Consider the following 26,714-nt stretch of genomic DNA (forward strand, 5'->3'; position numbering starts at 1 on the left):
ATGGGTTTGTTCGGGTTCATGCTGTATATGATAAGAGCCTGGCCGGCGGACGTGGGGGAGTCCATGTATCCCACGGACTCAAAGTCCGGGGGATTATAGCTCCCCCACGCCCCCTCCTTTCTCTAAACGCCTCTTTATGCTGCGCTTATACCGCCAGAATCGGCTCGAGCCATCCTATGGTCATGAAACTATCTTTCTTGACTCTGGCACTGGTTGTTGCTCTAGCAGGCTGCATCCCCATCGGTACCAACCCTTCCGACGCGCTGTTCATCTCCGACCTGCGCTACGAGAGCAACTTCCGCGACGCCAGTGGGCGCTCGTACATCTGCGACAACAAACTCACCACCCTCAGCTATAGCTTCCGCTACAACGACTTTGCCCGAATTGCCCGCTGGGATTCGCGTCTGGTGGGCGAGACCACCGGCCAGGCCACCCATACCCTAAGCATGAGCAAGGACACCGGCGGCTACTCCAACCTAAACAACCGCATCTCGGTGAACTGGGTTCTGAGTCAGGGTACGGCCCCCTTGAGCATTTCGCCACAGGGCATCGTGGTAACCCCAGTGCCCCAGCCCCGGCAGATTGGCGCCACCCGCCTCGAGCTCACCGTCTACGCCACCAATGGCAGCTCAGCCCGCCTGGTTTTCCCTGGTATTCCGGTGATTGACAACTGCCCCTGAGCTGGCCCTGATAAGCTGTAAGCGTGACCCTCAACCTTGGCAAAAAGTCGCCCAAGCCCTCGCCCCATCCCAGCTATTCCGAGCCTGCCCAAACCGCGCTGGAATTGCAGGAGCGGCTGGGCCAGGAAAAGGTTTTGCTAGAGCTGGCCCAGCGGCGCAGCTACTCCTACGACGGCATCGCCATGGGTGTAACCCCTCTGCTGGTGGTGCTGCCAACCTGCACCCGCGATGTGGTGGAGGTGGTGCGTTTTGCCAACCGGGTGGGGCTCTCTGTGGTGGCCCGCGGGGCGGCCAGCGGCCTGTCGGGTGGGGCCGTTCCCATACAGGAATCGCTGGTTATTTCCTTTACCCGCATGACCGGTCTGCAGATTGACCCCCAGGCCCGTATCGCCAGGGCCCAGCCAGGGGTGGTCACCCAGCAGATCAGCGAGCTGGCCCGGCCCCACGGCCTCTGGTATCCCCCCGACCCGGCTTCCTTGCGCACCAGCACCATCGGGGGCAACCTGGCCGAAAACGCGGGTGGGCCGATGTGTTTCAAGAAGGGCGTGACCGGCGACTACGTGGTGGAGCTCGAGTTTGTAGATTTTGCCGGAGAGGTGCACCGCCTGGAGCGCGATGCCTACGACCTGGTGGGGTTGTTGGTGGGTTCCGAAGGCACCCTGGGGCTCATTACCGAGGCCCGGTTGCGCCTCGAGCCCATCCCCCGCTACACCCGCACCCTGATGGCTACTTTTGAGGAGGTGGGGCAGGCCGCCGAAGCCGTCTCAGAGGCCATTGCAGCCGGTGCGGTGCCGAGCAAGCTCGAGTTCGTGGACAACGGCTGCATCAACGCCGTAGAGGACTACCTGAAGCTGGGCCTGCCCCGCCAGGCCGCCGCCATCCTGCTGGTGGACACCGATGGCGACGAGCTGTTGGTGGTGGAGGAGGAGCTGAACTGGGTGGCCGAGGCCTGCCAGAAGCACGGGGCCAGCGTGCGGGTGGCCCAGAGTGCCGCCGAGAGCGAGGCGCTCTGGAAGGCCCGCCGCTCGGTCTCGCCCGCGATTGGCGCCATCAAGCCCAAGCGCATGAACGAGGACATCGCCGTACCGCGCTCGAGCCTCCCCGCAGTGGTGCGGGCCATCGAGGCCCTGGGCCAGCAGTATGGCCTGAAGGTGGTGCAGTTCGGCCACATTGGCGATGGCAACCTGCACCCCAACGTGCTCTACGACCCCAAGGTGGACTCGGAAGAAAAGGTCTGGGAGCTTCTGCACGAGATTGCCCGGGTGGCCCTGCGGCACGGGGGGGTGCTATCCGGCGAGCATGGCATCGGCATCATGAAGCGCGACTTCATGAGCGAAGCCGTAGACCCCGAGACGCTGGATGCTTTAAGGCGCGTCAAGGCCGCTTTCGACCCGCAGAGCCGCTTGAACCCTGGCAAAGTGTTGCCCGAGATTAACTCGCATGGGCCCTAAGCCATGAAGCTGGAGGTATGTTCAGGGGCCTCTGGTTTTCACTTTTGGCTTGCTTTGCCTTTCTAGGGCTGGCCCAGGCGCAAAGGCCGTTCTCGCTGGGGATGGCTTATGCGCCGGAGCCTTCACTCGCGCTTGAGCAGACCCAACCGCCGGGCCTCTCACTCGAGCGCCCCCCTTGGGATCGGCTGCTCTTTGGTCCCGCACCCGAGGGCTACCGAGGGCTGGCCCTCTCGGCCAGGCTTCTGGCCTGGAGCGTGCCCTGGACCTTAGCGGGCTCCACCGTCGGGCTGCTCAGCGACGACCCCTGGCAGCGCTCCTTCTGGCTCACCAACTCGGTCTGGGCCGCGGTCAACTCGAGCATCGCCCTGGTGGGTTTGCTGGGGCCGGAACCCGACAAGAATGGGCTGCGCGACCTGCTCTACATCAATGCCGGTATCGATGTGCTCTACATTGCAGGCGGGGTCTTGCTGGCGCTGCAACCCGACGCACGAAGCCAGGGGGCGGGCTGGGCCATCGTGCTACAGGGAAGCTGGCTTTTGCTCTTCGACCTTTTCAACGCGCTGGCCCTCGAGCAGCCCTAGAGTGGTCGTTATGGCCTGAGCTCGAGGGTCCAGGTGCGCCCCCAGTCGGCAGGGCGGGTGCTGAGGGGGATGTACTGCCTGTCGCGCCAGAGCCACAGCAGGTCGTCGAAGTGGGGGCTGAACACGTCGGCCGACTGGCCCATGGGGTAGATAATCAGGCTGTTGTCGGGGTCGGCCAGGTCGAAGAGGGTGCGCAGGCTGGCCCCCGAGGTGTGTAGGAAGGTGTCCTGGTTGTAGTTGGCCACATTCACGGTGTGCATCGAGCCAGGGGTGGGGATGGTGCGGTTGAACAGGCCGCCGATGATGGGTGTGGAGGCCAGTGTCGAGTTCAGGGTGGCCTGGTGCAGCCGCTCCCAGCGCCACTGGCTGGGGTCGGGGCCTAAGCGGCGCTCGAGCTCGGCTCCGGCCTTTTCCAGGGCCTGGGCCATGAACTGAGCACAGTTCTGGATGCCTGCACTGGCATTTTTGCACCAGCGACCATCCTCCCGCAGGGTCTTGACAAAGGTGTAAGGCACCGGGGGGTAGCGCAGCTCGAGCTCGTCTTCCAGCATGCGGGAAATCTCGCGGTAGTAGAAGGCAAAGGCCGTGGCCCCCACCGAGTCCAGCTCGGCCCGCAAGTCCCACCCGCGCACCGCATTTTGCAGGCGCCGGGCCGCCTCGCTCTGGGGTTGCAGGGCCAGCAGACCGGGCAGCATCTCCCGGGCGATGATCGAGTAGGTATCTCCCTGCCAGCGGGCCATGTCCTCGAGGCTGGCCTTGGGCCTGGCCAGGATCAGCTCGCGGATGCGCTGGGCCCGGAAGACCTCGGTGGTGTAACTGGAGATGTCCGGCCCTCCGTGCGGCAGCACCCGGTTGTTGGCGCTCGAGACAAACCCCTCGCGGGGGTTGACCACCTGGGGCAGGCGCTCAAAGGGCAGATACCCTTTCCACTGCTGCCCCTTGCTGGCGCTGGCCGGAAAACGCCCATCCCAGTCGCGTATGGGAATCCAGCCCGGCGCAAAATAGCCAATGTTGCCCTCCACATCGGCATACACAAAATTCTGCATGGGGGCCACATAGCGCCTCAGGGCCTGGCGGAACTCCTCGGCGTTCTGGGCGCGGTTCATGCCCAGGTAGGCGTCCAGGGTGGTGTCCTGTGGGTCAAGCCCGGTCCAGCGCACCGCCACGGCCTGGTTCTCACTGGCAATGGCCGCCCCGGCAGTGAGGCCTGGCCGCAAGAAGGCCCGGCCCAGATCGGAAATTACCGGGCCATGTTCGCTCTCCCGCACGGTTAAGGTGATGGCATCACCCCCCCGCACCCGGATGACTTCCTGCCGGATCCGCAGCGGCACCAGACCGCCAGGGGTGCGGTAGGCCTGCCCCTCCAGGTCCAGCACAAACAGGTCCATCACGTCGGGCCGCACGTTGGTAGCCCCCCAGGCTACCCGGTCGTTGCGCCCCAGAAAAACCCCCGGCACCCCCGGAATGGTAGCCCCAATGGCGCGGTAACTGGGGCCCTGCAGGTCGGCGATGTACCAAAGGGCCGGGTTTTGCAGGCGCAGGTGGGGGTCGTTGGCCAGCATGGGCTTGCCGGTGGTGGTGCGTGACCCGCTCAGCACCCAGTTGTTGGAGCCTTGCTCGAGGTTCCGCGGCGCGTAGCTAAGCTCCTCCGAGAAGCGAACCACCTGCTGCATCAGCGCCTGGGTAGAGGGCGAGAGCAGGGCTGCTTGGGTATGGGCGTCCTGCTTGTGGCTGCCGCGCCAGTCTTCGGGTTGTATAACCGTCGGCCAGCCCTGGGGATAATCGCCCCGCAGGTCGTTGAAGCCTTCCAGACCCACCCTGTTCAGGATGAAGGTGTTGTCAATTTCATCCTGCCAGACCTGCCCCAGGTCGTAGGACTGCAGTCTGCCCCAGGCCACGCTGTCGGCGGGCGTCCAGGGCTCGGGGGTAAAGCCCAGCAGGGCAAAGGCAAAAGGCAGGTTGCCCTCACGGATAAACTGGTTGACCCCCGCAGCGTAGGCCTCGAGGGCCCGGCGGGTAAACTCGGAGTGGTTGGGAAGTGAGGCCTGGGCAGCCCGGTAGAAGCCCCAGGTGCGGAAGAAGCGGTCCTGCTCCACCGCGCCGCTGCCCAGGATCTCGGCCAGGCGGCCCTGGGCGGCACGGCGGCCCAGCTCCATCTGGAACAGCCGGTCGCGGGCGTGCACGTAGCCCTGGGCAAAGAACACGTCCATATCGCTGAGCTGGGCCCGAATGTGCGGAACCCCCCAGCGGTCGAAAGTAATGCTTACCGGTCCAGATAGCCCCTGTACCTGCTGAACCCGGTTGACAGGTACGCAAGAAGTCAGCAGCAACAAACCCAGCAAAAACCAAAAACGCCAACGCATAGTCTGTCCTCCGGAGAGCGCTTTGACGGTTTTTATCTATCGCGGTCTTCGCCATTTTTTACCGCTGCTCCCAGCGGCAAAAAATAAGCCTAGAACAGCACTTGTTATGATCGGCTTTGTAGCATTTTCTCTGAAGACCGCTCTAAGAACCGCCTGAAGTGCTCCCTCAGTATATTTACCGCAGGGGTCGACTTGAAGTGCCTTTCGGTAGGTTTTGCCTGCAACCCCTCCCAAGTCGGTCAGGGTGATGGGCAGGTCTTGACCACCCCGGCTGCTTCCAGCGCGGCCACTTCCTCCGGACAAAGGCCCAGGGCGGTGCACAAAACCTCGAGGGTGTGCTCGCCCAGAAGCGGTGGGGGCGACTGAACCTGCGCTGGACTGCGGGAAAAATGGGCCAGGGGTGAGCCCAGCAACGGCACCGTGCCCAGCCAGGGGTGCTGCACCTGCTGCAGCATTCCACGGGCCTGGGCCTGGGGTTCGGCCAAGGCCTCGGCCAGGTTGTTGACCGGCGTTACAGGCACACCGGCTTTGCTGAAGCGCTCGAGCCACTCCCGGCGCGGGCGGGTGCGCAGGATGGCCTCGAGGCGGGGCAGTAGCTCAGCGCGGTGGGTAACCCGGCCTGCGTTGGTCTGAAAACGTGCATCCTCCCAGAGTTCTACATGTCCGGTGGCCTCGCAGACCCGCCGGTACTGCTCGTCGTTGCCAATGGTCAGCATAAACCAGCCATCGGCTGCTTCAAAGGCCCCATAGGGGACAATCTGGGGGTGGGCGTTGCCCAGCCGCTCAGGTAGTTGGCCGGTCAAAAGGTAGCTCTGGGCCAGGTTGACCATGGCCGCCAGGCCCACATCGAAGAGGGCCAGGTCGAGGTGCTGCCCCAGCCCGCTGCGTGAGCGCTCCTGCAGGGCCGCCAGCACCGCAATGGCCCCGTTCATCCCGGTCATCAGATCGATCCAGGCCACCGGAACCCGCATGGGGGGGCCTTCTGGTTCGCCAGTAACCGACATGATGCCGCACAGGCCCTGGATCGCCACGTCATAGCCCGGTTCCATGGCGCGAGGGCCGTTCTGACCGTAGCCCGTGATGGAAAGGTAGATGAGACCAGGGTTGAGTTGGGACAGGCTGGCATAGTCCAGGCCATAGCGAGCCAGATCGCCGGTTTTGTAGTTCTCCACCAGCACGTCGGCCTGCCGGGCCAGCTCTTGCACAATTTGCTGGCCCCTGGGGTCTTTCAGGTTGACCACCACGCTTTTTTTGCCACGATTACAGGAAAGGTAATATGCGCTCTCCCCTGCTGCCGCAACCTCCCAGCCCGGCGCCCCGCTGGCTTTTGGCCTGACAAACGGTGGGCCCCAGCTGCGGGTATCGTCGCCCCTGGGGGGCTCGATTTTCCAGACCTCGGCCCCCAGGTCGGCCAGCATCTGGGTACAAAAAGGGCCTGCCAGAATCCGTGAAAGATCAAGAACTTTGAGGCCGTTTAGTGCGCCCATGTTCCAGATACTAAGGCTTTTGCGGGTAGAATCGGCAGCATGAAAGTTTTGATTACAGGCGGAGCAGGCTATATCGGCAGCACCATCGCCAACGCACTTCTCGACACCGGACATATGCCGGTACTGCTCGACTCCCTGGTTACCGGGCCTCGAGCCTTTACCGAGGGCAAAATTTTCTACCAGGGCGACATCGCCGACCGGGCCTTGCTCGAGCGCATCTTTCAGGAACACCCCGAGATCCACAGCACCATCCATTGTGCAGCGCTGATCGTGGTGCCGGAGTCGGTAGAACAACCCTACCTCTACTACCGCGAAAACGTCTGCAAGAGCCTCGAGCTCTTCAAAAACCTCGAGGCCTTGGGCTACCCCAGGGTGGTGTTCAGTTCCTCGGCCTCCATCTACGATGCCGTGCCAGGGTTCAAGGTAACCGAGGACTCGCCCCTAAAGCCCAGCTCCCCCTATGCCCGCACCAAGTACATGATGGAGATGGTGCTGGAAGACCTGTCCAAAGCCACCCGGCTGCGTGGTATTGCCCTGCGTTACTTCAACCCCATCGGGGCCGACCCCAGGCTGCGCACTGGCATTCATGTGCGCGAACCCAGCCATGTGCTGGGCAAGATGGTAGACGTGGCCCTGGGCAAACTGCCCGAGTTCACCATTACCGGCGTAGACTGGCCCACCCGCGACGGCTCGGGCATCCGCGACTACATTCACGTGTGGGACCTGGCTATGGCCCACGTCAAGGCGGTGGAACAGTTCGACGCCGTCCTACAAAAAACCAATAGCTCCTACGTGGTTATCAACCTGGGCACGGGCCACGGCGTAACCGTCAAGGAACTCGTGGCCGCCTTCGAGCGCGTGTACGGGCAACCCCTCCCCAAGCGCGAGGCCCCGCCCCGTCCGGGCGATGTGGCCGGGGCCTACGCCAACGCCGAGCGGGCCCTAGAACTCCTGGGCTGGAAGGCCGAACACTCCATTGACGAAGGCATCGCCAGCGCCCTGGCCTGGGGCAAGAAGCGCAAGGAAGTCCTGGGGTATGAGTAGTACAGCCATCGCCGGGCAGCGGGTGAGTAAATAGCGCCGGTGCAGTGCGTACAATCAGGGCGTGCAGTCGCTGCCCCATCCCCACATTCCGGTGCAAAGCTCCGAGGGCGCGGTGCTGCGGGCCAGGGCCCTGCAGGACTACTTGCTGACCTTGCGGGCGAGCCTCATCCGCTATGCTGAAATACCCCCCGTGCAGCTGCTGGTGCTGAACGAAGCCGACTGGAAAGCCAGGGTCAAGCATCCCTATGGCTTTCCTTTCCAGCGCACCAGCCTGCGGGAAGGGCTGTACCTGTTTCTGCCAGCCCGCTACCCCGAACGCCTCCTCTGGCGGCTGCGCGAAGCCCTGGTACCGGCCATCAAAAAAGCCGGAAGACCCCCGGGCCAGCCGAACGAGTTCTTGGACCTCAACCTGGGGCACGAGTACGCCCACGCCGTCGCGGTGGCCTGGAAGCTGCGCACCCGGGTTCGCTGGGTGGACGAGTTTGTGGCCAACTACCTCTACCTGCTGGCGCTACACGAGGCGCTGCCGGAGCTGTACCCCAAGGCCAAGCAATGGGGCCTTCTGCTGGCCCATCTGACCCCCCGCGAGCCCAGTCTGGGCAGCTACGAGACCAAGCCCAAGGGGCTTTCCGAGCAACTCTGGTTTCAGGGGCAGTTCACCACCGAAGCCGCACGATTGGTAGAGGAAAAGGGCGACGCCTTGCTACGGGGCCTGCTCGAGGCCGCTCCGCTCAAAAAAGCCACCGTGCATAAGCTGCTGGTGGGCCTCGAGCCCCAGCTACGCCACTGGTTTGCCAGCTTTGCTCCCCAAAAGACGCTCGATTCCGAGGAAATCAAGAGGGAGCTAAGGTGGGCAGAGCTGGGAGACGGGCCCTGAGCGACCGATCAACGGCAGGTTGCAAAAAGCTCTACCCAGTATTTGGCTCAGTGGCTTCGGCCTCGGTCTTTTAGCCTCCCCACTTACCGGGGCGGGGCCACGTCACCCGGCTTTCCGTCTGTTACCAGCTTTCGCACCCACTCGGCAAAGCTCACTTCCCCCACCTTGGTGCTGTAAAACTCGGGCCGCCCGATGATGCAGTGTTGGGCGCCGGGGGCCAGGTAACTATAGAAATTGGGGGCCGATTGTTTGATCGAGGCCAGGTTGGCCAGGGCGCCCTGTACCCATTGCTGGGCTATTTCCGGGGTGGGGCGCGGCTGACCCAGAATCAGGCTGTAGAAGAAGATCTGTACCTCATCCAGCAGGGTGCTGTACTGGGCAAAGCTACGGTTGGGGTAGACCTGGGCAAAGGCTTTGTACAGGTCGTTGGAACCAATTTTGCTGGGCTCGAGGCCACCTACCCAGCCTGGAAGTGCACCCTGAATGCCCCAGGCGCTCGAGGCAACCGGAAAAAATGATGCCGGGGCCACACCTAAGGCCGCATCCCCCAGCTGTACCACCTTGGCCTCGGGATAGCGGCGCATAAAGTAGGGTGCCCACATGATGGAGCCGTAGCCCCCTGCACTACAACCCGTAACCATCACCTTTTGCGGGTTGGGAATGTTGTTGAAGACCCACAGCACCGCTTGCCGGGCATTCACCGCCCCCTTGTGCTGGATGGTCAGGTCGCCATAGCGTACGGTGTTGTTGCCCCAGTGCAGGTCAGCCGTGCAGTAGGGCACAAAGACGTGGGTCCAGTCGCGGAAGGGGTTCTCGGGGTTGTTGCGGTTGAAGACCCCCTGACCGGCCTGTAAGTCCTGGATTTGCAGACGGGTGGTATAGAGGCGCGACTGGGGGTTGCAGGTAGCGGCATCCCAGCAAGCCCCGCCCCCCTAAAAGTTGATGATAACTTTGTCGGCAGCTCCCTGGGCCACATAAAAACGCCAGGGCGAGCCATCCGAACAAGCCGTCGCTCCTCCAGGGCGAATTTCCTGCCAACCCGCAGGAGTCTGGGTCGAAGCCTGTGCCAGCACAAATCCGATGAGCGCAACCAACACCGCAAGCCAACGCTGCATATGTCCTCCTTGGTGCTGTCAGTTTACCGTAACCCTGTGGGCTTTATCGCAGTCTTCGCTTTTTTCCGCCGCACGAAATCTGCTAGGGGGTGGCGTGAGCCATAGCCACAACGTGGCTAACCTACAGGGGCTGGCGTGAGCCATAGCCACAACGTGGCTAACCTGGCCCAGACGCATGTTTTCGGGTTTCCCAGCGGCAAAAAATAATCCTTGAACAGCACTTGTTACGATCGGGATTATGCCATTCTCTCTGACGCTCTTCACAAATATTGAGCCGCTTCTGAGTCCTGCACAGCATGGTTGCCTCCCGGACAGCAGGCCACGCCTGTGAAGGGTGCGATACGTCCCTGGCTTTCTACTCGTAGCGCAGGGCCTCAATGGGGTCGAGCGCGGCAGCCCTCGCGGCAGGCCAGACCCCAAAAAATAGGCCCACCAGCGCGCTTACCGTCAGGGCCAGACCCACCGTAGTAGGACTCAGGATGTACACCTTGAAGAAGGGAACCGTAGCGGTGATCAGGAACAATAGTCCTGCGGCCATGATTACCCCCAAAACGCCACCCACCAGGGTTAGCACCACTGCTTCAATCAAGAATTGCTGGCGAATCTGGCCCGAGGTTGCACCCAGGGCTTTACGCAGGCCTATCTCGCGGGTGCGTTCGGTCACCGAGACCAGCATGATGTTCATGATGCCAATTCCGCCCACCAGCAGCGACAACCCGGCAATGGCCCCCAGCAGCGCTTGCAGGATAAGGGTAACGGACTGCAAGGTGCCCTGAAAGCTCTCGGTGGACTGAACCTGGTAGCGGCCCTTGCCATAACGGGATTCAAAGATGCGCTGTACCTGGGCTGTCACCTGCCTGGCGTCCGCCCCTTTCTTGAGGGGCAGAATCACAAAGGCGTACTCTCCTCGGCGGGCTGTAGGAGAGGTATTCCAGATTAGCTGGATGGGAGCATAAACGGTTGCGGCGGAGCCGAAACCACCAAAAATCCCGCTGGGGGGCTCCAAAACCCCTACCACTGTCAGGTCGAGGCGCGCCCCGCCTGGGTAGTACAGGCGGGCCACCTGGCCCACGGCTTCGCGGCCTGGGAAAAGGTCTTTGGCGGCCCGGTCTGAAAGTACCGCTACCGCCAGGCCGCCCCGGGCCTCGGCCTCGCTAAAGTAGCGGCCCCTGGCTATCTTGCTGGTTGGATCAAGCCTGGGCAGGTCCCCTGGGGTGCCCTGAAGCTGGATAGAGCGGCGCTGTCCGGGTTTACTCTCGTACTGAAGGCTGGAAAAAAGCTGGGGAATAACCGTTACTGGCAGGGCTTGCAGGGCTTGCAGGTCTTCTTCGCGGATGGGCGCGGTGCTAAAGTCCTGACCCTCGTTGAAGTTGGGCTGCACAAAAATAGAGCGGCCCGCTACCGCCTCGAGGTCCTGGGTAATGCCCGCGGTAGCCATCTGGCCCAGCGAGACCATGGCCGTCACAGCAAATACCCCGATCACAATGCCCAGCAAGGCCAGAAAGCTGCGCAGCTTGTTGCCCCACAGCGACTCGAAGGCCATGCGGAAGTTCTCGAGCGGGTTCATGCCATCCCTCCATCGGCCACCCGGCCATCGCGCAGGCGCACGATGCGCTGGGCTCTGGCCCCAATATCCGGCTCGTGCGTAACCATCACGATGGTCTTACCCTGGCGGTGCAGGGCCTCAAAAAGTTCCATAATCTCGTGGGAAGATCGGGAGTCGAGGTTACCGGTTGGCTCGTCGGCCAGCAACAAATCGGGCTCCTGCACCAGGGCCCTCGCGATGGCTACCCGCTGCTTCTGCCCGCCCGAAAGCTCGGAGGGCAGGTGGTCGAGCCGATCGCCCAGGCCCACCGACTCGAGCGCCTCCTTCGCACGCTTGAGGCGTTCGGCAGCCGACAAACCCCGGTAGACCAGGGGCAGGGCCACGTTGTGCAGCGCAGTTAGGCGCGGTAGCAAGAAAAAGGCCTGAAACACAAACCCCACCCGCTGGTTACGGATGCGGGCCAGCTGGGCCTCGCTCAAGCCCCGCACCGGCTCCCCTCCCAGACGGTACTCGCCCTCGGTGGGTGTGTCGAGCAGGCCGATGATGTGCATCAGGGTCGACTTACCCGACCCCGAAGGCCCCATTAGGGCCACATACTCGCCTGGATAAATGGTCAGGTCGACCCCCGAGAGCGCGTGCACCTCCACCGTGCGGGCGCTCGAGCCCGAGCGGTAGACTTTGCTCACGCCGCGCATCTCTACTACCGGCACAATTTCAGGCTGGGAAGCAGTCATGCACAACCCCCCGATAACAGCGCGCGTTCGGGATACCTGGCATCAGCGCCCCCCGTCGGGCAGGCGGTAGCTGACCCTGGTGCCCTCCTTGAGGGTTTCGGGCGGCAGCGAGACCAGGATGCTGTCGTCGGCCAGCCCTTCCACCGCAGCCTGGGTCAGGTTCCGGGCTTTGAGCACAATGGGCTGCTTGCGAACCGTTCGGCTCTGGGTATCCACCACCCACACAAAGCGCTGACCCTGCTCTTCGACCAGGGCCTCGAGGGGAATCTTGAGGGCCCTGGGCAGGCGCAAGGTGGTAATGCGGACGGTTACGGTCAAACCCGGCCTGGCAATGGCCTCGGCCTCTTTATCCAGAAAGCGTACAAACACTGGTAAAACCGCACTTCCCCCGCTTCCGGCCACCTCGGCCTGAACCCCCAGTCGGTCCACCTTGCCCTGTAAGGGCTGCTCGGGCGCTGCATCGAGCTCGAGGCGAACCGGCTGGCCGGGCCGCACGGCGGGCACATCGGCCTCGGCCAGACGGGCCTGCACCCGCAGGCTCCCGGCCTCTATCAGGCGAATCGAGGCCGCGCCAGCGGCAGCGGTGGTCTCGACCCCGGCCAGGTAGCCCACCGCAGCCACGGTACCGGCCACCGGCGCACGCAGGGTTGCCTGGGCCACGGTGCGCTGTAGCGAGGCCATCTCGCTCTGGCGGGCTTGAAGCTGGGCCTCCAGGTCGCGCTGGGTGCTGGCGCGGGCCTGGTTCAGGCTGGCCAGCTGGGCCAGCAGGTCGCTCTCCTGGCGCAGCAAGCGCTCCACCTCGCCCTGGGCCACCCCGCCCACCCGCAGCAGTTCCTGCGATAGGCGCAGGTTGCGCCGCACCTCGGTCAACTGGTTTTGCAGGCGGGTGCGGTTGGACTGGTAGTCCGCCTCGGCAGCCCGGGCCCGGGCCTGTAAAGCGGCCACGGTTTCTTGTAGCGAGCGTAACTGGGCCTGTTCGTTGGTGGTCTCGAGTAGCGCCAGCACCTGCCCCGCCTCCACCAACTCACCCTCCCGAACCCGCACCTCGGCCACCCGGCCAGGTCTGGGAAAGGTCAGGGTATAAACCCGCGCCTCGACGGTGCCATTGGCCCGCACTTCCCGAATAAACTCACCCTGCTCAACCCGCACCACATTTACCGAGAGGCCCTGCTCGGTTCTTGGGCGCAGCAAGCCAAATAAAGTCAAGCCCAGCGATAGCACCACCAACACAACCCAAAACCATCGTTTCATGCCTAATGCCTCCAGTTGGGTGCAGCCTGGCCCGATTGAGCCCGCTCTAACGCTGCGACAGCAGGCCCCAGACCATAAAAGCCAGCGAAACAGCCGCTATCACCAGCGTGGTTACCAGGGCTTTAGCCGGGGCCAGAACCTTAAGCGCCGACCAGATAATCCCGAGCGACCACAACGCACTCAGCAGGCTCAACCCCTGCAAAATCCTGAATCCGGTGGCTTCCCAGATCAGCTGCCGATACGCACGCTGCCAGGCTTGAAAAGCCTCGACATCGGTAAGGGGGGGTATGGGGGGCAGGTCGCCGGTAATGGGAAACAAGGCCGCAAGGGGAATCGCTACCAGGCCCACCAGCAAACCCGGCACACTGGCCCAACCATACACCTCCCAGGCCCGGCTGTCCGGCCCCGCCAGAAGGCGAACCACCAGCCCCCCCAACCCCCAGGCCACCATGCCGCCAACCACCCCGCCCACCAGGGCCAGCACCAGTTGCACAGCCGCACCCCCCGGCACCACACTGGGCAGCAGGCGTGTCAACAAAGCCTGCCCCAGCGAAGCCGCCACGGCTCCGGCCATCACGATAAAAAACGGGGCCACCAGGTTGGGTTTTCGCTCTGCCAGCGCACGAAAAAAGTTTGTGGGTTGCAACAAAACATCCAGCATCTTGTCTCACCTCTTTACAGTCTGCCCAGGCCAGGCCTGAAACAACAGGGTCGGATGTGGTGTGGATCCGGCCATGTAAGGCCCGCAATCTGATGGTTTAGCCCTGCCAGGGCAGCTTTTGCAAGCGAAAGCCCGGCCCCTCAGTTCGTACATGCTGCCCCAGGGCCGACCTCGAGCACAACCTCACTGGCCCCGTTTATCTCCATCCGCATCTCTTCGGATATAAAGCCGGTAGCGCAGCCGGGCTTTAAGCGAACATCCTCGAGCCGCACCTCCCCATGCTGGAATTGAATGGCATAGGGCTGGGTTCCCTCCGGGCGCACAACGTACTCACCCGCCACCCAGCTACCCCGCAGGCGGTACTTCCCACCCTCGAGACGGCGTTCGCATTCAATACAAACTCCTCCGCCGCTAACCTCCACCACCCCACGCACCACGCCGGTCTCGGCCCAAACCGGGCCGGCGCGAACCGCCTGGCGGTTCAGGTCGAGCAGATCCTGGGCAAGCCCCAGCGCAGCCAGGGCCACAAAGCCTACCCCTACCCAGCGGGCCGTCAGGCTAAAGGTGGCTGTCCACAAGCGGTAGCCGGCATAAGCCAGCCAGACAAACACCACCCCAAACACCACCAGCTCTGCAATTCCAAAGTGTAGGTTCGGCATCCTAGGCCTCCACTTCCTGCCATAAACGGCTGGTGACAAAAAAGAACAGCCCCGTCAGCGCCAGCAAAAGCACAAAGCCCTCGGTCGGCAGGCCCGGAAAGCTCTCCCACTGCGCCCGCACCCCAGGGTTCTGCTCAACCGTAGGCGCTGGAAGCCTCCAAAAAGGCAGCAGTTTGTAGAACTGGCCGCCAAAGAGCCGCAGGCTCCACTCCAGCACCTGTCCCATGCCCACCACGCCCATCACAAAAGCAATCAGGATCGCTTTACCAGGGATGTATGCCGCCAGCCAGAGCCCCAGGAACAGCGCTGGAACCACCAGGGCCAGGCCCCCCAGCAGGTAAAGCCATATTCCCGCACCCAGGCCAAAGGGCAGGATAATCCCAGCCTGGCTCAGCCAAAAGGCCTGTATTAGCCACATCGCGCTGTTGAACAGCGTCAGGACAACCACCCCAAACACCGCCCTGGCCGCCAGGTGCAGCCAGGCTGGCTGGGGCGATCCCAGCAGCAGAGCCCAGCGCCCAGCCCGGTATTCCCGCCCAAAGTCGAGGCCCAGGGCCACCAGCAACGCCACACCAACGCCCACAGCAACCAGCGCTGTGATAGTAAACACCGCGATGGCCGACTCGAGGTTGCTTCCATTCCATACGAAAATCTGTCGGGTAAGCAAGAACCAGCCCACCACGCCCAGCGCTAGCCCCAGCCCGAATAGACCAAACTTGCGCAGCTCGAGCCATAGCAACGTCGAAAATGCGTTTAACAAGTGTTACCTCCTAAGCTGTGCGTCTGAAAGTCGGATGCGCCCATCAGGCCAGCACCTCGATAAAGGCGTCCTTCACGCTTTGCCCTTTGGCCCGCAAGTCCTCGGCCTGGGCATCCAGGGCCAGCCGGCCTTCTTTCAAGAGCACTACCCGCTCAAAAATCCCCTCGGCCTCGCTGACCTCGTGGGTCGAGAGCACCAGGCAGGCCTCTTCGCGCCACTCCAGCACCAGGCTCTTGAGAATGCGGTCGCGCGAAATAACATCTATGCCCGAAAGGGGCTCATCCAGCAAGAACAGCCGAGCCTCGCGGGCCAGCACCATGGCCAGGCGCAGGCGGGCCCGCTGTCCCCGCGACATCGAGCGGTAGCCCTGTTTGGGTACTTGCAAAAAAGCCAGCAGCTCGCGGTAGCGGGTAGGGTTGAAGTCGGGGTACAGACCCCGCATGAAGCGCTCGGCATCACTGGGGGTCATCCAGGCGTACAGGTTGTCGGCATCGGAGAGGTAGGCAATCTGGCCTCGGTTTTCACGGGGGTTCTTACCCAGTACCTCCACCCTTCCTGCGGTGGGGAACAGCATTCCAGCCAGAAGCTTGAGGGTGGTGGTCTTGCCGGAGCCGTTCAGGCCCAGAAGCCCAACCGCCTGACCGGGGTAGAGCTCGAGGCTCAGGTCGTGCACCCCCTCGGTTTTGCCATAGCGCTTGGTCACATGCGAAAGCTTCGCCAGCATCACTGGGCCTCCCTGGTGTTGGGGCTCAGGCTTAGAAGGGCTTTTTGGGCCTCCTCGAGGCCCAGCCCCAGGCTTTGCACTTCCGACCAAAAGCGTTGTGCCGCCTCCTGCAAAATACGCAGGCGGATGCCTTCGACGTTCACATCCTCGCGCACAAAAGTACCCAGGCCCCGCCGGGTCTCGCTTACCTGGGCCATCTCGAGCTGGCTGTAGGCATGAATCACCGTGTTGGGGTTTACCTTCAGGGCCGCCGCCAGTTCCCGTGCCGATGGCAGTTTATCGCCTGGTTTTAACACCCCATTCGCCAGCATTCGCTCCACCCCCCGCACAATCTGCGCATAAATCGGCCCCGCTTCTACATCCAAGTTCCACAATCGAGCCACCTCCTTAGTGCACTAGCCATATAGTACACTAACCCGCCGGCGTGACAATGTCAATCGGCCTTATGCGCTAGCGCTGAGGCTCGAGGGTCTGGCGCCTGGTGAAGCCGGTCTCGTTCATCCGCATGGGCAGGTACTGCCCGCTGGCCCATTTGTGCAGAAGGCTATCGTAGCCGGACGAGAGCAAGGCCCCAGACTGGCCCATGGGAATGATAAATAAAGAGCGCTCGAGGTCGGCAAAATCCAGAATGTGCCGGTAGCTGCTTCCCACCGTCATGCGGAAGTTGCTGGGGTCGTAAGAAGCACGGTTCAGGGTGTAGCGGTCGCCGTCGTGGGGTATGGCCCGGTCGGCCAGGCGGTTCAGTGGCGAAACATTGGTCAGGATGGCGTGTGGGAAAGAGGCCTGGTGAACCTGGCCCCAGGGTGGGGGGTTGTTGTTGAAGCGGTCGAGAACCTTATCCAGGGCAAGGGCCGCGTAGTCCAGGCAGGTCTGGGTATCGGGTGTCTGGCAGGCAGGGTCGCCCTGGCGCATGGCAGCCAGCAGGTAGCGGGGCTGTTCCCAGAACTCCTGCTCCACCTCTTTGCTGGGCAGGCGGGTGAGCTCGGTGTACCAGGCCTGGAATACCGTGGGTTCTACCTGCTCGGCCCGCATTGCGCCGTCCCAGGCCAGGAGGCGGGTCTTCCACTGGCGCGCGTTTTCCGAAAGTGGGTTGAGCATCTCCAGAACAGGCTTAAACTCGCGGTAGAGCAGGCTGGTGATGTCCTGCTGCATGGCCTGCATGTCTTCCATAGAAAGCTTGTCTTTGGCCAGAATCAGCTCTCGTATACGCTGAGCTCGGTAAGGTTCCTCCCATTCCAGCGAGATGGTGTGGGGGTAGTTGGCCGGGGTTGCCTTGTTGTTGGCGGTAACAATAAAGCCCTCTTTGGGGTTGTAGACCTGGGGCCACTGGTCCTGGGGCAGGTAGCCCTGCCAGTCCCAGTTGCCATCCCCCGGAACTGGCATCAGGCCCGAGTGGCCGGGTTTACGGATGGGAAAGCGGGCCGGGGCCATATAGCCGATGTTGCCGTCCACATCGGCATAGACAAAGTTCTGGCTGGGCGCGTTGTAGTTGGCCAGGGCAGCTTTGAACTGCTCCCAGTTTTGCGCTTTGGCAATGCCGATAAAGGCTTCCATGGTGCGGTCGGTGGGGTCGAGGCTGGTCCAGCGCAACGAAAGCGGCTTGGCGCCGGGATTCTTGACCACATCGTTGATGACCGGCCCATAACGGCTTTCCCGCACCTGCAGGGTTACGTCGGGCTCCCCTTTGACCTTGATGACCTCGCTGCGGATGCGCCAGGGCAAAAGCTGCCCCTTATAGCGATAGCCTCCTGGCGCTTCTTCCATCACGTACAGATCCTGCACATCTGCGCCCACTGTGGTCACGCCCCAACCGATGCGCTCGTTGCGGCCAATCACCACTGCCGGAAGGCCCGGGAAGCTGCTGCCAATGGCCTTGTAGGTGGGGGCTTCGATGTGTACCAGGTACCACACCGAAGGTGCTCCCAGCCCCAGGTGGGGGTCGTTGGCCAGCAGCGGTTTACCGCTTACGGTGCGCCCGCCCCCAATAACCCAGTTGTTGGAGGCACGGGCCATCAGCTCTCCCGGCAGGTGCAGGGCCCTGGGTAGCTGGGCTGCCAGGGTAAGCAGGGCGCGTGCCGACTCCCCGTCGGGACTGGCCGGTGGCGGCAGTTGCAGGTCTTCCGCTTGTAGCACGGTGGGCGCGTCGGCAGGATAGGGTGGTCTGAGTTGGGTCATGCGCGCGGGGGCCATGCCTTTAGCGGCCCATTGCAGGCGCTGTAACTCGCCACGCCAGTTGCCCGAGAGGTCGAAGGACATCATCTTGGCCCAGACCAACACATCAGCGGGCTTCCACGGCTCGGGCCTGAAGCCCAGCAGGCGGAACTCCAGCGGCAGCGGCGGGTTGGTTGAAAGATAGGCGTTGATGCCGGCCACGTAGGCATCCACCACCGACTTAGCATAAGGCGATAGGCCCGCATAGGCCTGCTCGGCAGCACGGTAAAAGCCCCAGGTACGCAAAAAGCGGTCTTGATCCAGGGTGGCTTTCCCGATTACCTCAGATAGACGCCCGGCCCCTACCCGGCGCTGAAACTCCATCTGCCACAGGCGATCCTGGGCATGGGCAACCCCCAGGGCAAAAAAGGCGTCGGTATCGGCTTGGGCCTTGATGTGCAGCACCCCCTGTGCGGTGCGGCTCATCTCAACCGGCGCCGAAAGCCCCTTGAGGGCCAGCCTACCCTGGTGCTGGGGAAGGGTTGCGCCCCGCAGCCAGAACCAGCCGCCCACCGCCAAAACCAGCACCAGCCCAACAACCACCAACAGCAAACGCCCCAAAACACGCAATAAGCCCACAGTTCCTCCTTGCTTGGGTTCTAGTATAAAACCTTGCACGGTGCGCTTTAGCCTGTTTTTTGGGGAAGCGGCCTGAAGTGTGAAGAAAAGCGCTCACATCTGGTGGGCTTCGTGCTCAAAGTAGCTCGCTCTCACCCCGCCAGAAAGCCCGCCCCCCGCGCTTGCGCTGGTCTAAAAACAGCTCAACCGAGTTACCGTCGGGATCGTGCAAGCAAAGCACCAGGGCAATGCCCCGATCCTCGAGCTTATACGGCACGCCCTCGAGACGAACAAAGTCCTGGGCTGCTTTAAAGTCTTCTTCGGTAGCAGCAGCAAAACCAAGCGTAATAGAACCAGACGGCTCGCCTTCGCTAAGGGCCAGCTCGTAGTGGGCCGGGTTTTCAGATGAGACCAGCAGCGCGGTCTTCCCGAAGCGTTCGGATAGCTGTAGATCCAGAAAACGGGTGTAAAAGGTTACGGCGGCCTCGAGCTGCCGCACGGTCAGGTGAACATAGGCCAGACGGGTGGTGTACATCCAGAGTATTCTGTGATGCTAAAGCCCGCAGGTCAAACGCCGCTCATTTTGCAATGCCACCGGGGTGGGTAGAATTGGGCCATGAAAATTGAATTCCGCGAAAACGGCTCCATCGGCATCGAAACAGGCGGCAAATACGTGCTGCGTCAGGGCGACCAGGAGGTGGTTATCGAAAAACCCAGGGTCTCGTTGTGCCGCTGCGGGCATTCCAGCTACAAGCCCTTTTGCGACAGCACCCACAAGCGCATCGGGTTTGTGGCCCCCGCCGCCGTGATTGAACTCGATACCGACACCTGAGCGCATTCTGATAACCCGCACCCCCTCTGTCCACGGCCAGAGGTGCACCGGTTGGCCGCTTGCGGTCTTCCCATCAGAGCTGGCTTGATCGCGGTCTTCGTGCATCTATGCAAGGAGAGCAAAAACACACTGGGCAAGCCGGCAAGCGATAAGATGGCGGGCGGAGGTTACTATGCCCATGCGCTATCGCAAACTTGGTCAGTGGGGCTTAAAGGTTTCGGAAATTTCGCTGGGGGCCTGGGTCACCTACGGCGACGCCGTCAACGACCTCGAGCGAATCAAGGCCATTACCCGCATCGCCTACGAAGGCGGCATCAACTTTTTTGACAACGCCGACGTATACGCCAAGGGACTGGCCGAGGAACTGATGAGCAAAGCCCTGCTGGATCAGTTCCCCCGCCACGAGCTGGTCTTGTCGAGCAAGGTTTTCTGGCCCACCAGCGACGATGCCAACGGAAGGGGCCTTTCGCGCAAACACGTGCGGGAAAGCCTCGAGCGGAGCCTGAAGCGTATGGGCACCGACTACCTCGACCTGTACTTCTGCCACCGCTACGACCCCGAGGTGCCCATGGAGGAAATCGTGGGTACTATGAGCAACCTGGTAGACCGGGGCCTGGTGCTTTACTGGGGTACTTCCGAGTGGCCGGCAGCCCGCATTGTGGAGGCTGTGCAGTTTGCCCGGAGCAATGGCCTGCACCCGCCCGCCGTCGAGCAGCCGCAGTACTCGATGCTCTACCGTGAGCGTGTGGAACAGGAAATTCTGCCTGAAACCGAGCGCTTTGGCCTGGGGATGGTGGTCTGGAGCCCCCTGGCCATGGGGATGCTTACCGGGCGTTACGACAAGGGCGTGCCCAAGGACAGCCGCTTTGAGCGCTACCCTCAGTTTGGCAACCGCTTCCTGAGCGAAGAAAACGTAAAAAAGGTCAAGGCCCTCAAAAAGGTGGCCTCTGACCTGGGCCTTACCCGTACCCAGCTGGCCCTGGCCTGGGTTCTGCGCCAGAAGGGCGTGAGCAGCGCCATCACGGGTGCCACCAAACCTGAGCAGCTTAAGGAAAGCCTGGGTGCAGCAGGGGTAGACCTGCCACAGGAAGCGCTCGAGCGCATCGAGAAAATTCTGGGCTAGAGCGCCCTTGTCCTATTTCGCCTTCGCAAAGCCGCCCACCATATGAGCCTCACCTGAAGGGTGCGATGGTGTTGCCCGTGCTTCAGGTAAAGGCCCCAGCAAAAACAAGGGCATTTCTTATCACAGGGGTGAACAGCACCAAGCAGTAGCGGTTCATCCAGGTTCGGCTATAGCTCGAGGATGTACTTAGCCAGCCGGACAATGTCGTTTTGCAGGTTGAGGGTTTTGCGCTCGCCGGGGTGTTCTTTGAGCTCGCGTATCTTTTGCGCAATTTTGCGGGGGTGACGGATGTAATACCCCAGCTTTTCATGCCGAATCAGTTCGACATTGCCGTATTCTTGCGGCCATACGTAATCACAGACGATCAGGTCTTTGCCCTGGGAGAGCACCTCAGCAATGGTAGCAGGGCCGGCCTTGGTAACCACCACGTTGGCAACATTAATTAGCTCGTACATTTGCTTGGTAAACCCAAACAAGACCAGGTTTGAGATGCGGTTTTTTTCTTTGAAGGCCTCGAGCTGCCGGTAGAGCTTCTGGTTATAGCCACACACCACCACCACATTGATGCCCTCGGTTTTGAGCAGCTCACGCACCAGGCCAAAACTTATTTTTAAGCCCGCGCCACCCCCCGTCACCAGCACGGTGTAGGGGTGCGTCAAGCCCCACTCCTGGCGCAGTCGAGCGACTTCGGCGGGCTCGAGGGTTTGGTTGTATTTTGGGTCAATCAGGGTTTGGAAGTAGTGCAGGTTCTCCGCAGGAACCCGGTAGCGCCGGGCCAGGCTATAGGCTTCGGGGCTGGCCACCACGTACTGGTCTTTGGTATCGATAAACCAGTACAGGTGCGGGCTAAAAATATCGCTCACCACGGTAAGGGTTTTGGGCTTGTGCTTGCGCACATACGGCAGTCGGCGAAAGCCGTGGTTCACCGGGTAGCAGTAAATAATCTTGTCGGGGCGAAACGACTCCAGGTATTCGTTAATGGCCGGGGCCAGGCGCATTCCCAGAACCCGTGCAAAGGACTGAATAGCCGGCCGGGTCTGATAGAAAGCTTGAAAGACTGTAAACAGCCAGCGCTGTTTGTTGACCGAAAAATTGTAACCATCCTGGATGGCCTGACCAATCCAGCGCGGCCCCACGTCAAAAAAGTTGAACAGTCTTATCTCGGACTCGGGCTCGAGCTCGGTCAGCAACCTGTGCAGGTTTTGCGCCAGGGCAAGGTGTCCACCCCCTGCCTTTGTATAAACCAGCAGAATTCGTTGCGGCATAACCAGCGCAGCACCTGGCCGCGCTCCTCCAGCTTAAGGCATTTTTTAGCAAATGACGAACCCCGCCCTACAGGTCTGCTGAATAGGCCGCAGCTCCCGCCTAGGCCAGGGGTTGATGGCAGAGCCACACCCCGCTCTGGGCCCGCCAGCCCTCCGGTAGTTTGATAAACCTACCCGGCGGCGGAACCGCAATCACCTTGTGCCCCACAATGCGAAATTCGATGGCTGTAAATAGCTTGTCGAGCGCCTGGCCCAACGAGCGGGTTTCCAGGGGGCTAAAGCGCAAGCGGGGCAGCCTGGCCTCGAGGTTTTTGCACCCAGCGTACGGCAGCAGCTCGGCAGGGTCGCGCCAGCGCCGCGGGGGCCCCACCAGCAGTTCGGCCAGCACCAGCGCAAGACCTGGATAACGCCGCAAAAACTCCTCGGGGTCGAACTCGAGCGAAAGCTCCAGGTTCACCTCTACGTCCTGCCACACTTCCCGTCTTACAGCACTTGCCATACTTCAGCTTGCAACAAAGCAGGCCTTCCGGTCAAGCGCAAATAACCCGTCCCAGACGAGCAAAATACCAACAAACGGGTTGACAGTTTGATGCCGCAAGTGTCATTTAGCTCTGCTTGAGCATTTAAGTTGCGCCAGGGCAGATTGGCAAAACCAGCGGAATGAGTCAATGCATACCTGGCGCAATTCCTAAAGCGAACTTTCGGTACGGCATCTTGCATTTCGCTTATGGAGACACTTAGCGCCCAGCCAGCCCTTGGCGCAGCTTCAGGCGGGGGCCCCGGCAAAAAGAACCAAATGTGTTCACAGCCATGCCCTACAGCCTGCACACAAGAAAACCGTTGTGCTGGGTGTTTGTGGCCCCTGCGCTCAGGAGTGCCCCGTTAGTCGGCAACAAACCAGCGCAGCCAGCCAGCCTTGCTTGCAAACTCGGCCTGGCGGCTGAAGGTATCGGCGATGGAATGGGTCTCGAGGGCCTGGACAGCATCACCGGCATAACCCCAGGCCAGGGCAATGGCCTTAAGGCAGGACCACTGGCCTTCTTCGTCGTTCAAAAAGCGAAAGGCCGCCAGGGCCCTCGACAAAAGCACAATGGCTTCCTGGCTATCGCCCTCGTACATGCTGGCCACCCCCCACACAAAAAGGCTCTGGGCCCAGGCTCGGTTGTCGCCCGAGCAGCGGGCAAGGTGTTCGGCGCGGCGTGCCGGGGCAGCCGATTCCCGTGGTTGCCGTTCAAGTTTGTCCCAGGCCTCACGTAGCAGGCGTTGCAGGTTATCGCGCAGCGCAGGTTGGTGTGTGTTCGTCAAAGCACTCATCACTACCCGCCAGGGTAGCAGCTTGCGCCGGCTTGGTGGGCGCATACATCACCAGCAGCTTTTATGTAACGCTCAAGTGTCTTTCATGGTTCAAATATCACACGTTTTGCCGGCTCTGGTTCACGCTTAAACCTGCGACCTTAAGGTTAGGCTAAAGCCATGCTGGAAAGTCTGAAGAACCTACTACCGCAAAAAGTGAGCACCTCCCCCACCGACCTCAATACCCATGGCAGAGACGAGAGCTACCCCATCCAGAACCCGCCCCTGGCTGTGGTCTTTGCAGAAAACCTTTCGGATATTCGGGCCGCTTTGGGCTGGGCCAGCGCCAACCGTGTGGCGGTAATTCCTTTTGGGGCCGGTACCAGCCTCGAGGGGCATGTGATCCCCCAAGGACCAGCCATCTCGCTGGATGTTTCACGCATGAACCGGGTGCTCGAGGTTCGCCCCGAAGACTTCATGGCCGTGGTGGAGCCAGGCCTGACCCGCAAGGCCCTGAACGAGGCCCTCAAAGGCACCGGCCTGTTCTTTCCGGTAGACCCCGGCGCGGATGCCAGCCTGGGGGGCATGGCTGCTACCAACGCCTCGGGTACCACCACCGTGCGGTATGGGGGAATGCGCCATAACATCCTGGCGCTGCAGGTAGTCCTGGCAAATGGCCAGGTGCTGGAACTGGGCCGGGGGGTACGCAAAACCAGCGCAGGCTATAACCTCAAGGACTTGTTCATCGGCTCCGAGGGCACCCTGGGCATCATCACCCGCCTGACCCTAAAGCTGCACCCCATCCCCGAGCACATCCACACCCTGCGGGTTTTCTTCGAAAACCTGAACGCCACCGCCCAGGCTGCCTACGCGGTTATGGCCAGTGGGCTGCCGGTGGCGCGGCTCGAGCTGGTGGACGAGGTGGGTATGCAGGCCATTAATCGCTACCTGGGCCAGAGCTTCCCCGAAAAGCCCGCTTTATTTGTGGAGTTTCACTCCTCCACCCAGGAAGCCCTCGAGGCCGAATCGGGCCTGGCCCTCGAGCTCATGCAGGAGGCCGGGGCCATCCGTATAGACACCGCCCGTACCCAGGAGGAGCGCACCGCCCAGTGGGAAGCCCGGCACCAGGCCTACTGGGCTTTGGTCAACCTTTTCCCCGGAAAGGAGTACCTCGCCACCGACACTGCCGTGCCTATCTCCAAAATGCCCGACCTGGTAGCGTATTCCAGCCACCTGCTGCGCAAACTGGGCCTTACCGGCAACATTTTGGGACACGTGGGCGACGGCAACTTTCACACCCTGGTGGTCTGTGAACCAGGCGACCCCAGGGCAGAAGTTTTTTCCGAGCGACTTGTCGAGCACACCCTGGCCTTAGGGGGCACCTGTACTGGCGAACATGGGGTGGGGCTACGCAAAAAGAAATATCTGCCCCAAGAGCACGGGCCTGCTTTGGGATGGATGCGCCAGATCAAACAACTCTTTGACCCCCAGAACCTGCTCAATCCCGGCAAAATTTTTGACTAGAGCGGTCTTCGCTTTACCTAGCGCAAAACCGCGCGGGCCTCGAGGCGCACCTCTACCGGGTCGTTGACCCGCAGGAACAGCAGGCTGGGGGGGTTCAGCCTCCACTCCGAGAAGCTGGTGTTGAACCCCCCCACAAAACGGTAGGTACTGCCTTCGCGGGTCAGTTTGCCGGCAATGCGCACCGGGCGGCGTGTTCCGCTAATTTCCAGGTTCCCGCTAATCGTTGTTTCGTCGCCTGCTTGGTCGATGCGTTCGACCTCGAGGCAACTCAGGGGATACTTGCTAACGTCGAAGACCCCCCTTGCGTCGGCATCGCGCAGGGCATTGCCCGAGTCGAAGCGGCCCAGCTCCACGCACACCTGGCCCGAGGCCTCGCCTGTCTGGGGGTTCCAGCGCACGCTGCCGCGCACACTGGTGTTGGTGCCCTCCCAGCGGCCCAGGGTGTAACTGGCGGCATAGGTTACGCGCCCCTCGATGGTGTATTGGGCCGTCTGGGCTTGCGACATGCTCCAAAACAGGCCAAGCAGCAAGGTTACAAATTTCCAATAAGTCATGGCATCTCCCCAAGCGGCCAGTCTTTTCGCCAGGGCCTGGCCAATGTCCCCCCAGCAACAAGGTGCTCACCGCTCCACATTACGTTTTTTGGGCGGTGCACACCGTGGGTCAGAAGCAAATCCCGCCAGAAGACTTACAAAGGCAAAACCACGCTCAAAATGCTCCAGGAAAGACTTTCGCACTGGCCTGTTCAACCGACATCGGCAGGCCAATGTAGTAGCCCTGGGCGTAGTGGCAGCCGTGATGCGCCAGCCACTCCAGTTGCGCGCGGCTCTCGACACCCTCGGCCAGGGTTTTGAGGCCAAAGGCACTGGCCAGCTGCAGCATGGCCCGCAAAATGTCCTCCGAGGTCTGGCTCTGTCCAATCTCCGCCACGAAGCTTCTGTCAATCTTGATCAGATCTACCGGCACTTGCTTAAGGTGAGCCAGCGAGGAGTAGCCCATGCCGAAGTCGTCGAGGGCTACCCGCACCCCCAGCCCACGCAATGCCACCAGCCCGCCCAGCCACTTTTGCCGCTCAGGCAATAAGGCCGACTCGGTAATCTCGAGCCACAACATGCTGGGCTGCAAGGCTTCATCTACCAGCGCGCGCACCACCTCCCGCACCCAGTTGGGGTGCGCCAGCGTTACAGCCGAAAAGTTGATGGCCAGCTCACCGCCCAATCTTTTTTGATCCTGTACCGCTTGCTTCAGGACAACCAGGTCCAGTTCACCAATCAGGCCCGACTCTTCAGCCAGGGGTACAAAATCGGCTGGGCGCAGCAGCCCACGGGTCGGGTGCTCCCAGCGCACCAGGGCTTCCCATTTGTTTACGTAGCGCTCGGCAATGTTCAGGATGGGCTGGTACTGGATCAGGAAGCGCCCCTGCTGGATGGTCTTGCGCAGATGCTGGATGGTCTCGAGCCGCTCGACAGAGTTGATGTCCTGGGTGGGGTCGTAGATGGCAATATGGGTCTGGGATTGTTTGGCCTGGTACATGGCCACATCGGCGGCCCGGGCCAGCGCATCGAGGGTCTGGCCGTGCTCGGGGAATAGCGCCACCCCCAGGCTGGCCTGCACATGGATTGCGTGCTCGCCCAGCGTGAAGGGGTAGTCGAACACCTCGATAATGCGGCGCGCAGCAGCCATAGCTGAAGCGCGATCTGCTGAAGGCAGCAGCACCGCAAACTCGTCCCCGCCCATGCGGGCCAGCAAATCGCCCTGGCGCAGCACTTCCTTTATGCGTAAGGCCAGCTGGCGCAGGAGCTCGTCGCCAACCTGATGGCCGAGGGTGTCGTTGAGTAGCTTAAAGTTGTCGAGGTCAAGGTAAATCAGGGCCGGGGTCTCGCGTTTACGCCGGTCGGCCAGGCTTTTATCATATACATCCACTAAGCCAGCGATAGAGGGGCATGGGATTGGTGGAGAAGCTACGAACACTGCG

26 protein-coding genes and 1 pseudogene are annotated in these 26,714 nt (G+C 61.8%); 8 read left to right on the forward strand and 19 right to left on the reverse strand.

Going from position 1 to position 26,714, the window contains the following annotated elements:
* Positions 1 to 182 precede the first annotated feature (182 nt).
* Genes ABWU19_RS09270 through ABWU19_RS09280 form a run of 3 tightly spaced genes read left to right on the forward strand, consistent with a single transcriptional unit; the run spans position 183 to position 2,712 of the window.
* Positions 183 to 680 carry a hypothetical protein gene (locus ABWU19_RS09270; RefSeq protein WP_435901420.1) on the forward strand — a complete coding sequence of 166 codons (498 nt, stop codon included), beginning with the start codon at positions 183 to 185 and terminating at the stop codon, positions 678 to 680.
* 23 nt (positions 681 to 703) lie between these two features.
* Positions 704 to 2,131, forward strand: coding sequence for an FAD-binding oxidoreductase (locus tag ABWU19_RS09275; RefSeq protein ID WP_435901421.1), 1,428 nt, complete (start codon positions 704 to 706; stop codon positions 2,129 to 2,131).
* A 17-nt stretch (positions 2,132 to 2,148) separates the two neighbouring features.
* Positions 2,149 to 2,712, forward strand: a complete 564-nt coding sequence (locus ABWU19_RS09280; RefSeq protein WP_435901422.1) for a DUF6992 family protein — start codon at positions 2,149 to 2,151, stop codon at positions 2,710 to 2,712.
* Between the two features lie 8 nt (positions 2,713 to 2,720).
* On the opposite strand, the gene ABWU19_RS09285 is transcribed toward ABWU19_RS09280, so the two are convergent.
* Positions 2,721 to 5,075 (reverse strand): penicillin acylase family protein, encoded by a 2,355-nt coding sequence (locus ABWU19_RS09285; RefSeq protein WP_435901423.1) that lies wholly within the window; start codon positions 5,073 to 5,075, stop codon positions 2,721 to 2,723.
* A 239-nt stretch (positions 5,076 to 5,314) separates the two neighbouring features.
* Positions 5,315 to 6,562 (reverse strand): CaiB/BaiF CoA transferase family protein, encoded by a 1,248-nt coding sequence (locus ABWU19_RS09290; RefSeq protein ID WP_435901424.1) that lies wholly within the window; start codon positions 6,560 to 6,562, stop codon positions 5,315 to 5,317.
* Between the two features lie 39 nt (positions 6,563 to 6,601).
* Here ABWU19_RS09290 and galE point away from each other — a divergent pair, with 39 nt between their 5' ends.
* The gene (galE, locus tag ABWU19_RS09295; protein ID WP_435901425.1) at positions 6,602 to 7,606 is read left to right on the forward strand and encodes a UDP-glucose 4-epimerase GalE; all 1,005 of its coding nucleotides are present in this window, start codon (positions 6,602 to 6,604) and stop codon (positions 7,604 to 7,606) included.
* Positions 7,607 to 7,667: 61 nt separating this feature from the next.
* A complete protein-coding gene (locus ABWU19_RS09300) occupies positions 7,668 to 8,483 on the forward strand; it encodes a hypothetical protein (RefSeq protein WP_435901426.1) in 816 nt (271 codons plus the stop codon).
* 83 nt (positions 8,484 to 8,566) lie between these two features.
* Here the strand turns inward: ABWU19_RS09300 and ABWU19_RS09305 are convergent.
* The 12 genes and pseudogenes from ABWU19_RS09305 to ABWU19_RS09360 all read right to left on the reverse strand — a co-directional run.
* Positions 8,567 to 9,403, reverse strand: a pseudogene (locus ABWU19_RS09305) (pectin acetylesterase-family hydrolase); the annotation flags it as partial.
* 12 nt (positions 9,404 to 9,415) lie between these two features.
* The gene (locus ABWU19_RS09310) at positions 9,416 to 9,598 is read right to left on the reverse strand and encodes a hypothetical protein (RefSeq protein ID WP_435901427.1); all 183 of its coding nucleotides are present in this window, start codon (positions 9,596 to 9,598) and stop codon (positions 9,416 to 9,418) included.
* A 355-nt stretch (positions 9,599 to 9,953) separates the two neighbouring features.
* The gene (locus ABWU19_RS09315) at positions 9,954 to 11,165 is read right to left on the reverse strand and encodes an ABC transporter permease (RefSeq protein ID WP_435901428.1); all 1,212 of its coding nucleotides are present in this window, start codon (positions 11,163 to 11,165) and stop codon (positions 9,954 to 9,956) included.
* Positions 11,162 to 11,878, reverse strand: coding sequence for an ABC transporter ATP-binding protein (locus tag ABWU19_RS09320; RefSeq protein WP_435901429.1), 717 nt, complete (start codon positions 11,876 to 11,878; stop codon positions 11,162 to 11,164). The genes ABWU19_RS09315 and ABWU19_RS09320 overlap by 4 nt, the downstream gene beginning before the upstream one ends.
* A 42-nt stretch (positions 11,879 to 11,920) precedes the next feature.
* Complete coding sequence (locus tag ABWU19_RS09325; RefSeq protein ID WP_435901430.1) at positions 11,921 to 13,129, reverse strand: efflux RND transporter periplasmic adaptor subunit; 1,209 nt, start codon at positions 13,127 to 13,129, stop codon at positions 11,921 to 11,923.
* Positions 13,130 to 13,175: 46 nt separating this feature from the next.
* Positions 13,176 to 13,790, reverse strand: a complete 615-nt coding sequence (locus tag ABWU19_RS09330; RefSeq protein ID WP_435901431.1) for a YIP1 family protein — start codon at positions 13,788 to 13,790, stop codon at positions 13,176 to 13,178.
* A 140-nt stretch (positions 13,791 to 13,930) separates the two neighbouring features.
* The gene (locus ABWU19_RS09335) at positions 13,931 to 14,449 is read right to left on the reverse strand and encodes a hypothetical protein (RefSeq protein ID WP_435901432.1); all 519 of its coding nucleotides are present in this window, start codon (positions 14,447 to 14,449) and stop codon (positions 13,931 to 13,933) included.
* A gap of 1 nt (position 14,450) precedes the next feature.
* A complete protein-coding gene (locus ABWU19_RS09340) occupies positions 14,451 to 15,209 on the reverse strand; it encodes a hypothetical protein (protein WP_435901433.1) in 759 nt (252 codons plus the stop codon).
* Positions 15,210 to 15,252: 43 nt separating this feature from the next.
* On the reverse strand, positions 15,253 to 15,933 hold the full coding sequence (locus ABWU19_RS09345; RefSeq protein WP_435901434.1) for an ABC transporter ATP-binding protein: 681 nt from the start codon (positions 15,931 to 15,933) through the stop codon (positions 15,253 to 15,255).
* Entirely contained in the window at positions 15,933 to 16,307 is a 375-nt protein-coding gene (locus ABWU19_RS09350; RefSeq protein ID WP_435901435.1) for a GntR family transcriptional regulator, read from the reverse strand. The genes ABWU19_RS09345 and ABWU19_RS09350 overlap by 1 nt, the downstream gene beginning before the upstream one ends.
* A gap of 76 nt (positions 16,308 to 16,383) precedes the next feature.
* The gene (locus tag ABWU19_RS09355; RefSeq protein ID WP_435901436.1) at positions 16,384 to 18,723 is read right to left on the reverse strand and encodes a penicillin acylase family protein; all 2,340 of its coding nucleotides are present in this window, start codon (positions 18,721 to 18,723) and stop codon (positions 16,384 to 16,386) included.
* A 115-nt stretch (positions 18,724 to 18,838) separates the two neighbouring features.
* Positions 18,839 to 19,237, reverse strand: coding sequence for a VOC family protein (locus tag ABWU19_RS09360; RefSeq protein WP_435901437.1), 399 nt, complete (start codon positions 19,235 to 19,237; stop codon positions 18,839 to 18,841).
* 81 nt (positions 19,238 to 19,318) lie between these two features.
* Between ABWU19_RS09360 and ABWU19_RS09365 the strand changes: the two genes are divergently transcribed.
* Entirely contained in the window at positions 19,319 to 19,534 is a 216-nt protein-coding gene (locus ABWU19_RS09365; RefSeq protein WP_435901438.1) for a CDGSH iron-sulfur domain-containing protein, read from the forward strand.
* 178 nt (positions 19,535 to 19,712) lie between these two features.
* The gene (locus ABWU19_RS09370; RefSeq protein WP_435901445.1) at positions 19,713 to 20,657 is read left to right on the forward strand and encodes an aldo/keto reductase family protein; all 945 of its coding nucleotides are present in this window, start codon (positions 19,713 to 19,715) and stop codon (positions 20,655 to 20,657) included.
* Between the two features lie 167 nt (positions 20,658 to 20,824).
* Here ABWU19_RS09370 and ABWU19_RS09375 read toward each other — a convergent pair whose 3' ends face one another.
* The 3 genes from ABWU19_RS09375 to ABWU19_RS09385 all read right to left on the reverse strand — a co-directional run bounded on the left by ABWU19_RS09375 (position 20,825) and on the right by ABWU19_RS09385 (position 23,236).
* Positions 20,825 to 21,922 (reverse strand): glycosyltransferase, encoded by a 1,098-nt coding sequence (locus ABWU19_RS09375; RefSeq protein WP_435901439.1) that lies wholly within the window; start codon positions 21,920 to 21,922, stop codon positions 20,825 to 20,827.
* A gap of 100 nt (positions 21,923 to 22,022) precedes the next feature.
* On the reverse strand, positions 22,023 to 22,421 hold the full coding sequence (locus ABWU19_RS09380; protein WP_435901440.1) for a hypothetical protein: 399 nt from the start codon (positions 22,419 to 22,421) through the stop codon (positions 22,023 to 22,025).
* A gap of 383 nt (positions 22,422 to 22,804) precedes the next feature.
* On the reverse strand, positions 22,805 to 23,236 hold the full coding sequence (locus tag ABWU19_RS09385; protein ID WP_435901441.1) for a hypothetical protein: 432 nt from the start codon (positions 23,234 to 23,236) through the stop codon (positions 22,805 to 22,807).
* 159 nt (positions 23,237 to 23,395) lie between these two features.
* Between ABWU19_RS09385 and ABWU19_RS09390 the strand changes: the two genes are divergently transcribed.
* Complete coding sequence (locus ABWU19_RS09390) at positions 23,396 to 24,739, forward strand: FAD-binding oxidoreductase (RefSeq protein WP_435901442.1); 1,344 nt, start codon at positions 23,396 to 23,398, stop codon at positions 24,737 to 24,739.
* Between the two features lie 17 nt (positions 24,740 to 24,756).
* Here ABWU19_RS09390 and ABWU19_RS09395 read toward each other — a convergent pair whose 3' ends face one another.
* Together ABWU19_RS09395 and ABWU19_RS09400 are read right to left on the reverse strand one after the other, a co-directional pair.
* The gene (locus ABWU19_RS09395; protein ID WP_435901443.1) at positions 24,757 to 25,293 is read right to left on the reverse strand and encodes a YceI family protein; all 537 of its coding nucleotides are present in this window, start codon (positions 25,291 to 25,293) and stop codon (positions 24,757 to 24,759) included.
* Between the two features lie 154 nt (positions 25,294 to 25,447).
* Positions 25,448 to 26,662, reverse strand: a complete 1,215-nt coding sequence (locus ABWU19_RS09400) for a putative bifunctional diguanylate cyclase/phosphodiesterase (RefSeq protein ID WP_435901444.1) — start codon at positions 26,660 to 26,662, stop codon at positions 25,448 to 25,450.
* Positions 26,663 to 26,714: the final 52 nt, after the last annotated feature.

It is taken from the genome of Meiothermus cerbereus (assembly GCF_051297115.1).
Lineage (GTDB): Bacteria > Deinococcota > Deinococci > Deinococcales > Thermaceae > Meiothermus > Meiothermus cerbereus_A.